14 protein-coding genes are annotated in these 13,746 nt (G+C 69.2%); 7 read left to right on the top strand and 7 right to left on the bottom strand.

The window, feature by feature from the left end; translation table 11 throughout:
• Nucleotides 1-43 precede the first annotated feature (43 nt).
• Genes ACQW02_RS13440 through ACQW02_RS13425 form a run of 4 tightly spaced genes read right to left on the bottom strand, consistent with a single transcriptional unit; the run spans nt 44 to nt 2,059 of the window.
• Nucleotides 44-937 carry an MBL fold metallo-hydrolase gene (locus ACQW02_RS13440; RefSeq protein WP_431285747.1) on the bottom strand — a complete coding sequence of 298 codons (894 nt, stop codon included), beginning with the start codon at nt 935-937 and terminating at the stop codon, nt 44-46.
• A gap of 18 nt (nt 938-955) precedes the next feature.
• Nucleotides 956-1,414 (bottom strand): DUF6691 family protein, encoded by a 459-nt coding sequence (locus ACQW02_RS13435; RefSeq protein WP_431285746.1) that lies wholly within the window; start codon nt 1,412-1,414, stop codon nt 956-958.
• Complete coding sequence (locus ACQW02_RS13430) at nt 1,411-1,917, bottom strand: YeeE/YedE family protein (protein ID WP_431285745.1); 507 nt, start codon at nt 1,915-1,917, stop codon at nt 1,411-1,413. The genes ACQW02_RS13435 and ACQW02_RS13430 overlap by 4 nt, the downstream gene beginning before the upstream one ends.
• Nucleotides 1,841-2,059 (bottom strand): YgaP family membrane protein, encoded by a 219-nt coding sequence (locus ACQW02_RS13425; protein WP_431285744.1) that lies wholly within the window; start codon nt 2,057-2,059, stop codon nt 1,841-1,843. The genes ACQW02_RS13430 and ACQW02_RS13425 overlap by 77 nt, the downstream gene beginning before the upstream one ends.
• 61 nt (nt 2,060-2,120) lie before the next feature.
• Between ACQW02_RS13425 and ACQW02_RS13420 the strand changes: the two genes are divergently transcribed.
• Both ACQW02_RS13420 and trxC read left to right on the top strand, forming a co-directional pair.
• Complete coding sequence (locus tag ACQW02_RS13420) at nt 2,121-2,456, top strand: ArsR/SmtB family transcription factor (protein ID WP_431285743.1); 336 nt, start codon at nt 2,121-2,123, stop codon at nt 2,454-2,456.
• A gap of 13 nt (nt 2,457-2,469) precedes the next feature.
• Nucleotides 2,470-2,910 (top strand): thioredoxin TrxC, encoded by a 441-nt coding sequence (trxC, locus tag ACQW02_RS13415; protein WP_431285742.1) that lies wholly within the window; start codon nt 2,470-2,472, stop codon nt 2,908-2,910.
• 211 nt (nt 2,911-3,121) lie between these two features.
• On the opposite strand, the gene ACQW02_RS13410 is transcribed toward trxC, so the two are convergent.
• Entirely contained in the window at nt 3,122-4,279 is a 1,158-nt protein-coding gene (locus ACQW02_RS13410) for an NAD(P)/FAD-dependent oxidoreductase (protein ID WP_431285741.1), read from the bottom strand.
• Between the two features lie 40 nt (nt 4,280-4,319).
• Nucleotides 4,320-5,561 (bottom strand): ABC transporter substrate-binding protein, encoded by a 1,242-nt coding sequence (locus tag ACQW02_RS13405; protein WP_431285740.1) that lies wholly within the window; start codon nt 5,559-5,561, stop codon nt 4,320-4,322.
• Nucleotides 5,562-5,724: 163 nt separating this feature from the next.
• On the opposite strand from ACQW02_RS13405, the gene ACQW02_RS13400 reads away from it, so the two are divergent.
• The gene (locus ACQW02_RS13400) at nt 5,725-6,843 is read left to right on the top strand and encodes a hypothetical protein (protein ID WP_431285739.1); all 1,119 of its coding nucleotides are present in this window, start codon (nt 5,725-5,727) and stop codon (nt 6,841-6,843) included.
• Nucleotides 6,844-6,946: 103 nt separating this feature from the next.
• Nucleotides 6,947-8,080, top strand: a complete 1,134-nt coding sequence (locus ACQW02_RS13395) for a hypothetical protein (RefSeq protein ID WP_431285738.1) — start codon at nt 6,947-6,949, stop codon at nt 8,078-8,080.
• A 274-nt stretch (nt 8,081-8,354) separates the two neighbouring features.
• Here ACQW02_RS13395 and ACQW02_RS13390 read toward each other — a convergent pair whose 3' ends face one another.
• The gene (locus ACQW02_RS13390) at nt 8,355-9,143 is read right to left on the bottom strand and encodes an aspartate dehydrogenase domain-containing protein (protein WP_431285737.1); all 789 of its coding nucleotides are present in this window, start codon (nt 9,141-9,143) and stop codon (nt 8,355-8,357) included.
• A gap of 94 nt (nt 9,144-9,237) precedes the next feature.
• Between ACQW02_RS13390 and ACQW02_RS13385 the strand changes: the two genes are divergently transcribed.
• From ACQW02_RS13385 to ACQW02_RS13375, 3 genes are all read left to right on the top strand, one after another.
• Nucleotides 9,238-10,689 (top strand): N-acyl-D-amino-acid deacylase family protein, encoded by a 1,452-nt coding sequence (locus ACQW02_RS13385; RefSeq protein ID WP_431285736.1) that lies wholly within the window; start codon nt 9,238-9,240, stop codon nt 10,687-10,689.
• A gap of 47 nt (nt 10,690-10,736) precedes the next feature.
• Nucleotides 10,737-12,731, top strand: coding sequence for a DUF4139 domain-containing protein (locus ACQW02_RS13380; RefSeq protein ID WP_431285735.1), 1,995 nt, complete (start codon nt 10,737-10,739; stop codon nt 12,729-12,731).
• A gap of 116 nt (nt 12,732-12,847) precedes the next feature.
• Nucleotides 12,848-13,726 (top strand): hypothetical protein, encoded by an 879-nt coding sequence (locus ACQW02_RS13375; protein ID WP_431285734.1) that lies wholly within the window; start codon nt 12,848-12,850, stop codon nt 13,724-13,726.
• Nucleotides 13,727-13,746 lie beyond the last annotated feature (20 nt).

The raw sequence follows: 13,746 nt of genomic DNA, 5'->3' as shown, positions 1-13,746 counted from the left end.
AGCCCCTTTCAAAGCGCAACCTCCCCAGTACTTACGCACCCCGTCAGAGCACGTTGACCGGCACCTTGAGGAAGACCTTGCCGCCAGCATCCGGTGGCGGCAGGGCGCCGGCGCGCATGTTCACCTGCAACGACGGGATGATCAGTCGCGGCATGCCGAGCGTCCTGTCGCGCGCCTCGCGCATTGCGACAAACGCGTCTTCGGTGGTGCCGTCGCGGGCGTGAATGTTGTGGGCGCGTTCCTCGGCGACGGTGGTTTCCCATTTGATGTCGCGCCCGTTCGGGCCGTAGTCGTGGCACATGAACAGGCGGGTGTCCGGCGGCAGCGCCAGCACGCGGCGGATCGAACGGAACAGGGTGCGCGTATCGCCGCCGGGGAAGTCGGCGCGGGCCGATCCGCCATCGGGCATGAACAGCGTGTCGCCGACGAAGGCGGCATCGCCGATCACATGCGTCATGCAGGCGGGCGTATGCCCCGGGGTATGCAGGGCCAGGGCGGTCAGGCCGCCGATGGCATAGGTATCGCCATCCTTGAACAGCCGGTCGAATTGGCTGCCGTCGCGGCGGAATTCGGTGCCTTCGTTGAACACCTTGCCGAAGACGTCCTGCACCTTGGTGATGTGTTCGCCGATGCCGATCTGGCCGCCGAGTTTTTGCTGGATATAGGGCGCGCCCGACAGATGGTCGGCGTGGACATGGGTTTCGATCAGCCATTCCAGGCGCAGGCCGTGGTCCCTGATATGGGCGATGATGGCATCGGCCGAAGCATGGGTGATGCGACCGGCGGCGTAGTCGATGTCCATCACCGAATCGATCACGGCGCAGGCGTCGGAGCCCGGGTCGCGCACGATGTAGCTGATGGTGTTGGTCTGGGCCTCGAAGAAACCCGTCACATCGGGCGTCGGCGATGGGGCGACGGGGTGGGGGATGTCGTTCATCTGGCGGTTCCTGTGTCGTCAGGCGCGGGGTGCTGCGGGCAGGGGGCTTGCCGGCCGGTTGGCCAGCCAGCGGGCGCTGCCCATGCCGAGCAGCATCGCCGCCACGAACAGGATGGCGGGGATGCCGCCGGTCAGCAGGGCGGTGAAGGCGGGGCCGGGGCAAAACCCGGCCAGGCCCCAGCCGATGCCGAAGATCGCGGGGCCGGCGATGATGCGTGCGTCGATCCGGGTCGAGGTCGGCAGGTTGAAGGTTTCGCCAAAGGCCGGCCGCTTGTGGCGCAGGACCAGGCGGTAGCCGACGAAGGTCACCGCGATGGCGCCCAGCATGACGAGGGCGAGGCTCGGGTCCCAGCCGCCGGTCGGGATCGCCGCCAGGTCCAGGAAGTTCAGCACCTTGGCCGGGTTCGACATGCCGGCGACGATCAGGCCGAGGCCGAAGACCAGGCCGATGGCGAATTGCGCCGCGACGGACCTCACAGCACGTGCCGGGTCAGGAAGACGGTGGCCATGGCCGTGCCCATGAAGACCAGGGTCGCGACGAGCGAACGCAGCGACAGGCGCGACAGGCCGCAGACCCCGTGGCCGGAGGTGCAGCCATTGCCCCAGACCGCGCCAAAGCCGACCAGCAGACCGGCGAGGATCAGCAGCCCCGGGCCGGCGGCGATCGTCGGCACGGGGGCCGCGCCGGTGGCGAGCAACATGATGAGCGGCGCCGCGACCAGCCCCGCGATAAAGGCTAGGCGCCCGGCGAAGCCGTCATCCTGGTAGGGCGGCAGCAGCCGCACCGCGATGCCGCTGATGCCGGCGATGCGGCCGACGGCGGCCAGCAGCATGACGGCGGCGGCACCGATCATGGCGCCGCCGAGCAGCGACGCCACGGGGGTGAAGGCGGTCGCGGTCATGTCAGGCGCGGCCGAGTTCGCAGGTGCGGATGCCGAAGAGCCAATAGGCCGGGCAGAAGCGGAAGACGGCGGTGCCAAGCAGCACGGCGCCGACAGCGGCCACGGCCAGGCGCCATGCGCCCATGGCCGCGAAGACGCCGGGGAAGACGAAGGGGGCGACAAGAAGCACCGCGCCCAAGACGAAGCGGATGGCGCGATCGAGCGAACCGACGTTGATCATGGTGGCCTCCCAGGGTAGATTGCTGGTTGGTTCATATATGCGAATATGCTAAGATGACAAGATGAAAATCGACCAAGGTGATGCATCCTATGCGGCGATGGAAGCCAAGGTGGAGGAAGCCGCCCGGATGTTGTCGGCCCTGGCGAATGCCAAGCGGCTGATGGCGCTGTGCCATCTGCTGGAAGGGGAGAAGTCGGTGGGCGCGCTGGCGGAGCTGGTGGGGCTGGCGCCCACCGCGTTGTCGCAGCACCTGGCACGGATGCGCGACCTGCGGCTGGTCGAAACGCGGCGCGATGGGCAAACGATCTACTACCGCCTGGCCAGCCCGGAGGTCAGCGCGATCCTTGCGACGCTGGACCGGCTGTATTGCGCGCCGGCGGCGGAACCACAGGGCTGAACGGAGGCAGCATATGACCGACACCATCCAGATCGTGTGCCCGCATTGCGACGCGATCAATCGTGTGCCGGCGGCACGCCTGGGCGATGGCCCACGCTGCGGCGGGTGTCGCGCGGCGCTGTTCGAAGGCATGCCGGTGGCGTTGAACGAGCAGCGTTTCGCCCATCATCTGCGTCACAGCGGCCTGCCGCTGCTGGTGGATTTCTGGGCGTCCTGGTGCGGCCCATGCCGGGCGATGGCGCCGGCGTTCGAGGCCGCGGCGCGCCGGTTGGAACCGCGGCTGCGGCTGGTCAAGGTATCGACCGAGGAAGCCCCGAACCTGGCAGCCCAATTGTCGATCAGCAGCATCCCGACATTGGCGCTGTTCGCCGGTGGGCGGGAGGTCGCGCGACAGGCCGGCGCCATGCCCGAGGGGCGGATCATCGCCTGGGCCGAAGCCATGGCCCCGGCCTGATCCGGGACTATGCCAGGACCACGCACGTCAGGATCTGTGCGTTTCGGAGGGGAATTGCAGGCCGCGCAGGTGATGCCGCTTCGCGAAGGATGCGCCATGGGCTGGCGCAACACCGCGCGGTCTGCCGGGTGACACTGTCGGCCCGTCCAGGTGAACAACAGGTAAGCGCGCGGGGGGGGCTGCCGAGTCGCCTATCGCGCAGATGGCAGGATCACACCGCCTGGCCCGCCGCCCAGCCGCTCGACCAGGCCCATTGGAAATTGTAGCCGCCGAGCCAGCCGGTCACGTCCACGGCCTCACCCACCACAAAAAGCCCTGGCACGGCGCGGGCTTCCAGGCTGCGTTGCGACAGCGCCCTGGTGTCCACGCCGCCGGCCATGACCTCGGCTTTGGCATAGCCTTCGGTGCCGGATGGCACCAGGCGCCAGGCGTTGATGGCGGCGCCGATGCGGGCCAGGTCCCGGTCCGGCATGTCGGCCAGGCGGGTGGCGGCGCCCAGCACCTCGGCCAGGCGTCCGGGCAGGACGCCGCCCAGGACCGTCGTGGCCTGTGCCTTGGGGCGGCTGTGCTTGGCGGCGAGAAGCCCCGCGGTGACGTCGATGCCGGGGGCGAGGTCGAGCGCGATCTCCTGGCCTGGCGTCCAGTAGGAGGAGACCTGCAGCACCGCGGGGCCGGACACGCCGCGGTGGGTGAAGACCATGCCCTCGCGGAAGGCGGCGCGGCCGGTGCTGGCGGATACCTCCAGCGACAGGCCGGAGAGGGGACGCATGATGTCGAGCGCCTCGCCCTGGAAGGTCAGCGGCACCAGGGCCGGGCGGGTCGGCACGATGGGCAGGCCGAAGCGGCGGGCGACGTCGATGGCAAAGCCCGTCGCGCCCATTTTTGGGATCGACAGCCCGCCGGTCGCCAGCACCAGCGATGGGGCGGTGAAGGTGCCGCGATCGGTGGTGACCGTAAAACCCGCCGCGACGTCGGTCACGCGGTGGCCCAGCAGAACCTCGACCCCGGCATCGCGGCATTCGGCCATCAGCATGGCGACGATCTGCCTGGCCGATCCGTCGCAGAAGAGTTGGCCCAGGGTCTTTTCATGCCAGGCGATGCCATGGGCATTCACCAGGTCGATGACATCCTGCGGCGTGAACTGCGACAGCGCCGACCGGCAGAAGGCGGCATTGGCCGACAGGAAGCGATCGGGCGGCGCTTCGCGGTTGGTGAAATTGCAGCGGCCGCCGCCGGAGATGAGGATCTTGGCGCCCGGATGATCCAGGTGCTCGATCACCGCGACACGGCGCCCGCGCCGGCCGGCGGAGATCGCGCACATCAGCCCGGCGGCGCCGGCGCCGATAACCAGGGCATCGAAGGTTTGCATGCCGCCGTGTCACGCATTCGCGCCACGGCGGCAAGCCCGTTCAGGTGCGGACCAGGGGACAGCCGCCGAGCGCCACGGGCCGGAAGGCTTCCTCGCCGGAGATGGTGCCCAGGTGCTTGTAGTAATCCCAGGGGCCGCGGCTTTCGCCGGGGGTCTTCACCTCGAACAGATGCGCGGGGTGGATTTTCCGGCCATCGGGGCGGATGAGGCCCGGGCCGAAAGCGTCGTCGTCGGTCGGCATCGCCTTCATCCGTTCAATGACGGCGCGGCCGCTCGCCTTGGCGGCCGGCACGCCCAGGTCGGCGACGGCCTTGAGGTAGTGCAGGGTGCCCGAATAGGTGCCGGCATGTTCCTGGTTCGGCCAGTTGTTCGGGGTCCTGGGCCGCACCCGGTCGGTGAAGGCGCGGGTGCGGGGGTTGAGATCCCAATAGAAGACCTCGCACAGCAGCAGCCCCTGGGCGGTCGCCAGCCCCATCGCATGGATGTCGGTGGTGAAGGCGATCATCGCCAGCAGTTTCTGGCCGCGCCGGACCAGGCCGAATTCCTGCGCCTGCTTGATGCAATTGACGGTATCGGCCCCGGCCGAGGCGAAGGCCACGACCTTGGCCCGCGAGGATTGCGCCTGGAGGATGAAGGAGGAGAAATCCGTGGTCCCCGGAAAGGGGAATTTCACGCCGCCCAGGATGCGCCCGCCCTCGGCCGTGACCGCCGCCGCGGTGTCGCGTTCCAACTGATGGCCGAAGCCGTAGTCGGCGGTGACGAAGAACCAGGTGTCGCTGCCGGCGCGCACCGCGGCACGGCCGAGCACATTGGCGAACATCCAGGTGTCGTAGGTCCAGTGGATGGTGTTGGTGCTGCAACGATCCCCGGTCAGTGCCGCGCCGGCGGCGCCGGTGGCGACCTGGACCTTGTCCTTTTCCCGCACCAGTTCGGCGACCGCCAGCGCGATGGCGCTGTTGTTCACCTCGGTGATCATGTCCACGCTGTCCTGGTCGATCCAGCGGCGAGCCAGGGCCAGGGCGACGTCGGGGCGGTTCTGGTGATCGCCCTGGACGAATTCCACCCGGATGCCGCGGGCGGCCAGGCCCAGGTCCTCGGCCGCCTGGCGCGCGCAGACGACCGATGTGGGGCCGGAGGTGTCGCGGTAGGGGCCGGAGAAATCGGCCAGCACGCCGATGCGGATGACATCGCGCGTCCCATCGCGCATCTGGGCGCGGGCGCCCCCGGCAAAGGGCAGTGCCGCAGCGACGCCGAGCGTCGCGCGGCGGGTCAGGTCGGTCATGTGGTGGCGTTCCCCAAACGTGCTGCCGGCCACTGACGGGCCGTTTCGCAAGCGATGCTGCCATCACAGCTGCGGGGTTGGGAAGCCGCCCGCACGGGAAGGTGACGCGACGCGTGGGGCGGGGCATGCTCTTATGATACTGTAACATTGGAGCCTGGCGTTTATGACCAACTACGGACCGACGCCGATCCTCGTCACCGTTCCGCAAGGCGCTGCCTACGAATGTGAGATGATGATCTGGCGCACCGGTGGTGGCACCGATGCCTTGAGCCATCCGGGCCATGCGGCCATCCTGATGCGGCGTGAAAACAATCCCGGGCCTTGGGTCTACAACAACAATATCGTGGTCCCGGACATGGACCCGACGCGCATGCGCTACATCAGTTTCTGGCCGACCGGCGATAGCGACAAATACACCAAGACCGGCAAGGCCGGCGGGGTATCCATCTACCTCAGCACGCGCGACGGAAATTTCCTGACGAACCATCTGATGGACTGGGCCATGGAACTTGGCGAGGCAGCCCGCAGGACGCTGGATCGCGGTGGTGCGCCACGGACCAACCAGATGGTGGTCGGCAGCTACGGCGGGCGTGACCTGTGGGGCACGCGGTTCGAGGTCGGGATCACCCTGCCGGCCCTGGCCGGCATGCGCGCGACCTCGCTCGGCATCAACATGAACAAGGTCGTCGACTGGGCGATCGCGTTCAAGGCAAGCCCCGAGTTCAACTACACCTACATCAGCAAAAGCAACAATTGCTCCGGCGTCGCGGTGCGGGCGATGTGCGCCGGTGGCGCGGACGCGTTTGGCGCGATCGGCGGGAACCCGTCGAAGGGCACGCTCTACATGACGCCGAACGACGCGCAGACCTGGGGCCGCGCGGTCGCCAGCGGCATCCAACTGGTGAACCAGATGCTGGCGACGATCAACGGCCGGGTGGCGGCGCTGCCGATGGTGGGCGTGGACCTGCCGACGGTCGAGTCCTGGAAGACGACCAGCGCCGTGTCATGGACCCGGCGCGGCACCGAGACGCGGGCGATCGACGCGGCGCTGGCCGTCTATCATGCGAATACCTGGGCCACCGACTATCCCAAGAAATTTGCCGCCTTGGTCACGATGATCAGCAACATCGAAAAGCACATGAAGACGCCAGGCGGGCGCGATGCCGCCTATCTGCAACTCGGCCGCGCGATCATCCATGTCGTGGGGCTGGTCGCGGCCCAGGGGACGGCGCCGTGGAATGTCGCCAGTTATTATGGCGAGGCGCATATGCGCCCGGCCTGAGCGGCGGCCCGGCATGGTCATTGGCCCGCATGGTCATTGGAACGTGAATTGACACTGCACCCGGCGCGGCCAGCAATGCTGACAAGCGCGGGGGATCAGGCAAATGTCAAAACGCGGCTACATCCGGGCCGAGATCGAACTCGCGCAGACGGCAGCCTTCGAATGCACGATGATGATCTGGCATACCGGCGCCTGGGCGGGCGCGCTGACGCATCCTGGGCATGCCTCCGTCCTGCTGCGGCGGGACCGCGACGAAGGTCCCTTCGTTGGCTACCAACCAGCCTACGACGATGATGATGAAATCCGCTACGTCAGCTTCTGGCCGGCCAGCGCGTCGGACAAGGGGACGAAGCGCGGGCAGGAAAGCAACAAGACGATCTACACCAGCCGGCGCGACGGCAATTTCCTCTCCCATCACAACAACGACTACGACAACGAACTTGGCGCGACCGGACGGGCGGCGCTGGAAAACGGCGGAGCGCCGCGTGCCGGCCAGGTGGTCTTCGCGGAATATGACAATGGCAACGACTATTGGGGCCAGCGCCCCCAGGCCCTGATCGCGCTGCCGGCGCTGACGGGGATGCGCGCGACGTCGCTCGGCCTCGACATGAACCGGATCGTGGCCTGGTGCGTGAACTTCCGTGTCAGCGAGGATTTCAACTACACCTACATCAGCACGTCGCAGAACTGCTCCGGCGTCGCGGTGCGGGCACTCTGCGCCGGCGGCGGGGACGCCTTCGCCGCCATGGGCGGCAGCACGTCGAAGGGCACCATCTACTTCACGCCGAATGACGCGGAGGTCTGGGGCAATTCGGTGGCGCTCGGGATCCAGCGCGTGAACAATCTGCTCGCCGACCTGCACAACCTCAGCCACACGACGCCGCTGCAGGGCACGGACCTGCTGGACGTCGATGCCTGGAAGACGCTGAGCACCGTCGCCCATTCGATGCGCGGCAGCCTGACCCGCGCGATCGACGACGGGCTTGCCACCTATCATGCGACCACCTGGGGCGCGAATTATCCGAAGCGCATGTCGGCGCTGGTGAAGATCATCAAGAACACCCACGCCCATCTGCAAAGGGACAGCCGGCGCAACCCGGCCTACCTGACCCTCGCCCGGCAAATCATGCATGTGGTGGGGGAACGCGCCGTGCTGGGCAACCGGGCCTGGGATGTCGCCGACTACTACGGATCGGACCATATCCGCCCAGCACCGAAGAAAACCGCGCCGCCGTAGGGGCGAGGAGAACGGGGGAGGTGGCGCTTTGAAAGGGGCTTTGCCCCTCTCAAACTCTCCCCACCAAGGGGCCGTGGCCCCTTGGAAACCCACGGGATTTGGCAAACGAAAGGGAGGGGCGTCACGGGGGCTCCCTTGATCGAGGGCGGGCCATGCCCCTCCCTTTCGTTTGCCAATACATCGCGCCGGTCCAGGGGCGGCGGCCCCTGGTTGGGGGAGGTGTGGAGGGGGCGAACAGCCCCTTCCACGGCGCAACTCTCCCGTTTTTCCGCCCCTAGACGAAGACCGGATCCTGCCAGCGTCGCAGCAGGCGCAGGATGCTGAAGGCCGCGAGGTCGGCGGGGTCGCCGCCGGGCGGAATCGGCGGTGCCTCGACCACCAGGCAGCCATCCGATCCGCCGGAGGAGAAGGTCAGGCGGTGTGTTGTGCGGATGGCGGCGGGGTCGGCGATCATCTCGACGCGCGTGGCGTCCAGCCCCATGCCGGCCAGGGCGATGCCGACGGTCAGGTTGCAGTTGTCGGGGAAGTCGCGGCCGGCGTCGCGCGCGGTGCCGGACCAGACCAGCGTCGCCTCGGTCAGCGCATCCAGGTCGAAGCGGTCCTTCAGCAGCGTGCGGGCCAGGCCGCGGGGTGGGCGGCTGGATGTGTAGCTGACGGCGGTCAGCCCCGATTCGCGGGCGGCGCCGAGCAGGTCGAGCGAGCCCATGGTGCCGGGCGGGATCACCAGGCGGCCGGGGCCTGCGGCGGCGCTGGCCTCGGCGAAGAAGGCGTCGTCGCAGAAGGCGCCGAGCGACAGCGGGACCAGGTCCAACCCCGCCCGCAGCACCGGCACCGCGGCGGCGCGCAGCAGGGCCTGGCCCGCGACCTCGACCACCATGCGTGGCTTGGTCGCGAGCACCGCGTCCAGCGTCGTCGCGATCAGCGCGCCGGGCAGCAGGGCGCGGGCCGCGTCCTCTTGTCCGGGGCGCACCAGCACCGCGGCGACATCGGGGCGCAGGCGGGCGATGCGGCGGCCGATGCGGCCGAAACCCAGGATGGCGAAGCGGGCAGGGGGTTGTGTCACGCCGCCAAGACTATGGGCATCGGCGGATTGGGCAAGGCGGTGGCCTTTCGCTTATCGGCCGGCGCGGCCAGGATGACGGCGAAGGAGTTCCCCCATGGCCCTGCGCTGCGACCTGATTCTGCGTGACGTCACCGTCTTCGATGGCACGGGGGCGTCGCGGTTCATTGCGGATGTCGGCGTGACCGGCGATCGCATCACCGCGGTCGGCGACCTGGGGGCCGCCACGGCCGATCGCGAGATCATCGGCACCGGGCGTGCGGTGGCACCCGGCTTCATCGATGCGCATACGCATGATGATCGCGCGGTGCTCTGCGGCCCGGCCTGCATGACCTGCAAGATCAGCCAGGGTGTCACCACCGTCGTCGTCGGCAATTGCGGTGTCAGCCTGTCGCCGGCGCGGTTCAAGGCGATGCCGCCGCCGCCGCTGGACCTGATCGGCGCCGAGGGCTGGTGGCGCTTTGGCGATTTTTCCGAGTATGCCGACGCGCTGAAGCGCCAGGGTTCCGAGGTGAACACCTATGCCCTGATCGGCCATCAGACGATGCGGGTGGAGGCGATGGATGGCGACGTCCTGCGACCGGCCAAGGATGGCGAGATCGAGCACATGCACCGCCGCCTGAAGCAGGCGCTGGCCGAGGGCGCGTCGGGCTTTTCCACCGGCCTCTACTACCCGCCCAACATGCATGCGACGACCGAGGAGGTGATGGCGGTCGCCCAGGCGCTGCGCCCGACGGGCGGTCTCTATTCGACCCATATGCGGGATGAGGGGGACCAGATCTGCGCCTCGATCGAGGAGACCGCCAAGATCGGCAAGCGCGTCGGCGTGCAGGTCCATATCAGCCACCACAAATGCTCGCTGCCGGAAAACTGGGGGCGCAGCACGCAGACCCTGCCGCTGATCGAGGCCATCGCGGCGTCCCAGCCCATGGCCTTCGACATGTATCCCTATCCGGCCGGATCGACCGTGCTGATGCCGGATCGTTTGCGCGACGACATGCGGGTGATCGTCACCTGGTCGGTGCCGCATCCGGAAATGGCGGGCAAGGACCTGAAGGAGATCGCGCGCGGTTGGAACACCGATATCAAATCGGCGGCCAAACAATTGCTGCCAGCCGGGCAGATCACCTTCCAGATGGATGAAGAGGATGTGCGCCGGATCATGGCGCATCCGCTGTCGATGATCGGATCGGACGGCATTCCGCATGATGCGTTTCCGCATCCGCGGCTGTGGGGGACGTTTCCGCGCGTGCTGGGGTATTACGCGCGCGGGCTTGGCTTGTTCAGCATGGAAACCGCCGTGCACAAGATGACCGGCCGGGTCGCGGAAACCTATGGCATGGTCGATCGCGGCACGATCCGCGTGGGCGGCTTCGCGGACCTGGTGCTGTTCGATCCCGCAACCGTGATCGATCGTGCCACTTTCGAAACGCCGACGGTGATGAGCGAGGGGATCGAGGAAGTCTGGGCCAATGGCGCGGTAACCTTCGCCAAGGGGGCGGCGACGGGTGCCAAGCCGGGACGTTTGGTGACACGCAACCGGGCGTGACCGCGCGGCGGGTTCGTGCGTAGGTTCGCGCCCCGGAGGATCCCGTCATGCGCCCAAGCCTCGCCGCCCTTTTGCTTGCCAGCGTGGCCCTGCCCGCCGCGGCCGCCGACCTGCCGGTGCGCAGCGTCACGCTGTCCTCGGCGGGCGTCGCGCAGGTGGAACGCGCGGGGCCGGTCGAGGCCGGGGCGGTCGCGACCTTCCGCCTGCCGTTGATCGATGTGGACGATCTGCTGCGCTCGCTGTCCGTCGCCGATCCGGCGGGGGCCGTGGTCGGCGTGCGGCTGCCGGCGCAGGATTTGTTGGCCGAGGCGTTTCGCGGGTTGCCGCTGCGCCCGGATGATTTTTCCAGCCGCGTCGCGCTGCTGGGCGCGCTGCGCGGGCAGCAGGTGCTGGCCGGTGGCGCGGAAGGGCGCATCGCCGATGTGGCGGAGGCCGAGGAGGGCGCGCTGCGCCTGACCCTGATCACGGCCGAGGGGCTGCGCAGTGTCACCCTCAGCGACGGCGATGCGGTGCGGTTTGCCGATACGGGCCTTGGCGCCCGCATCGCCCGCGCTGGCGAGGCGATGGCCGCCGCCCGCAGCGCCGATGAACGCCAGATCGAGATCGCGCTGACCGGGGACCGCAGGCGCGATGTCTCGGTCGGCTATGTCGCCGGGGCGCCGGTGTGGAAGCCATCCTACCGGCTGTTCGTCCCGGCCCTCGGGGCGCCAGGCGAGGCGCGAATCCAGGCCTGGGCCGTGGTCGAGAACGCGACCGGCAGTGATTGGGACGATGTGGCGCTGACGCTGGTGTCGGGTGAGGCGGCGGCGTTTCAACAGGCGCTCTACACCCCGATCCGGCCGGAACGCCCGCGCATGCCGGTGCGGGTGGCCGATGCGGTGCGGGTGCAGGCCGATACCGGCGCGCGGCCGCCGCCGCCGCCAGCCTCGGCGCCCATGGCGATGGCCGCGCCGATGATGCGCAGCGCGGCGGGTGCGCCAGCCACGGCGATGGCCGAGGCCAGCGCCATCGCGGCACCCGCCATCGCCGCGGCCTCGGCCGGGCGGGTCGCCTTCCGCCTGCCGCAGCCGATCGGGCTGCGGGCGGGGCAGACGGCGAACCTGCCCTTCCTGGATGCCCGCATCCCGGCCGAACGGGTGTGGTGGGTGCAGGATCTGTCGGCACGCAATCCGCTGGCGGCGGTGCGGGTGACCAATGGCAGCGGCAGCGCGCTGCCCGATGCGCTGGCTTCGGTCTTCGGCAATGCGGGCGCGGAGGCGGGGGGGTATCTGGGCGATGCCGAGGTGCGGGCATGGCCGGTCGGCGACCAGCGCCTGCTGGCCTTTGCCCGCGACCGCGACGTGCAGATCACCCCGGGCGGCGGCAGTACCGACCGGCCGATACGGGTGGAGCGCAGGCGCGGCGGCATCTGGGTGACGTCGATCCAGCGGCAGGAGGTGTCGCTGGCGGTGGACCCCAAGGGCACGGCCGGGCCGATGCTGATCGACCTGGCCCGCCGGCCGGGCATGAGCCCGCGCTTCACCGTCGCGGCGGAGGGCGATTTCGGCTTGCGGCACGAGGTGCGGCTGGACGGGCGGCCGGTGACCCTGACCCTGGCCTTCGAACGCGAGACCAGCACCGAGATCCGGCTGTGGGATGCGGGCCTGGGCGATCCGCCGCGCATCCCCTGGCGTGGCTTCGACCTGGAGCAGAATATCCGCCGCCTGCCGGGTGGTCCCGGCACGCTGGAATCGTTGCGCACGCTGCTGGAACGCCTGCCGGCCGATGCGCCGGGACGGCCGGTGCTGGCCGAAACCGTGACGCGACTGGCCGAGGCACGCGTCTTGCTGGACACCATGCGCGAAAAGCTGAAGGACCTTGCCGCGGCCGAGGCGGCCCTGGCGCGCGCGCGACAGGCGGCCGATGACCGCAGCGGTCCGGAACGCGAAACCGCGCGCCGCCGCCTGAACGAGGCGAGCCTGAACGTCGAGCGTGCCGGTGCCGCGGCGGATGCGGCCTGGGAAGCCTGGACGGGACGCGTGCAGGTGCTTACGGGGGGCTGACGGTTTTCTTTACGACCGACGGTTTTGTTTACTAGTTTTGCTATACGGGTTGCGTGGTCTGGCCGCTTGCCCGTTATGGTGGTGGTTCTATTCATTCCAAAAGGGGATGCGCTCGAGTGGAGCGGGAGATTGCGAATCTTGCCAAGGCCTGCGGGCTGAAGGACATCCGATACATCCCGTATCAGGCGGTGTTGTTCGACGATATTCCGCTTGTGCCGCCTGAACTGCCCGAGATCATCGTTACCGACTTGGTCGAAGTGACGGCCGATCCGCTGGTCGAGGATGCGGTGGTGGTCGAAGCGTCCGCGCCCGAGCCGATGCAAGCCGCGCCGCTGGTGGTGGCCGACGTGGCACCCGCCGCGCCGCCATTGCCGGTCGCGGCACCATCCGCGCCGCCGATGGCGCCCCCGGCGCCCGCGTATTGGGCACAGCCGGTTTTCGTGGCGCCCTATCCGGCGCCCCCGCCGCCGCCGCCGCAGTTCTATCCGGGCTATGCGCCCCAAGGGTATGCGCCGGCGCCCGGATACCCGCCACCCGGATACCCGCCACCCGGATACCCGCCACCCGGATACCCGCCGCCCGGATACCCACCACCGGGCTATCCGCCCGCCGGTTATCCGCCCCAGGGTTACCAACCGCCGGGATACCCCCCGCCGGGATACCCGCCCCAGGCCTATCCCCATCCGCCGCCGCCCGAGCCGCCGGCGCGCCCCGCCGCCGGCCGGCGGCCGACATCGGCCATGGCGCGTCTGCGCGCGGCGACCGAGGACGGCACCCCGATCGCCGCGCGTGACACGCGCCGGGCGTTTTCCCTGATCGACGAGACCGCGGCGGCGTTCCGCGACCCTGGTCCGCCCCCCGAGGTGCCGATGCCTGCCGCCCGGCAGGGCGCACCGCCGCCCGTCGTCGAGCAGGACATCCAGAATCGGCTCCGGCGCCGTTCCAACCGGCCGGATGGCGACGTCGCGGCCGCCATCCCGCCGTCGGGCCGCTGATGCACGCCGTCATGGTCGCA

Source organism: Humitalea sp. 24SJ18S-53 (genome assembly GCF_050632385.1).
GTDB lineage: Bacteria > Pseudomonadota > Alphaproteobacteria > Acetobacterales > Acetobacteraceae > Humitalea.
The sequence above is the reverse complement of the archived record's forward strand: the minus strand, read 5'-3'. Positions and strand labels throughout refer to the sequence as shown.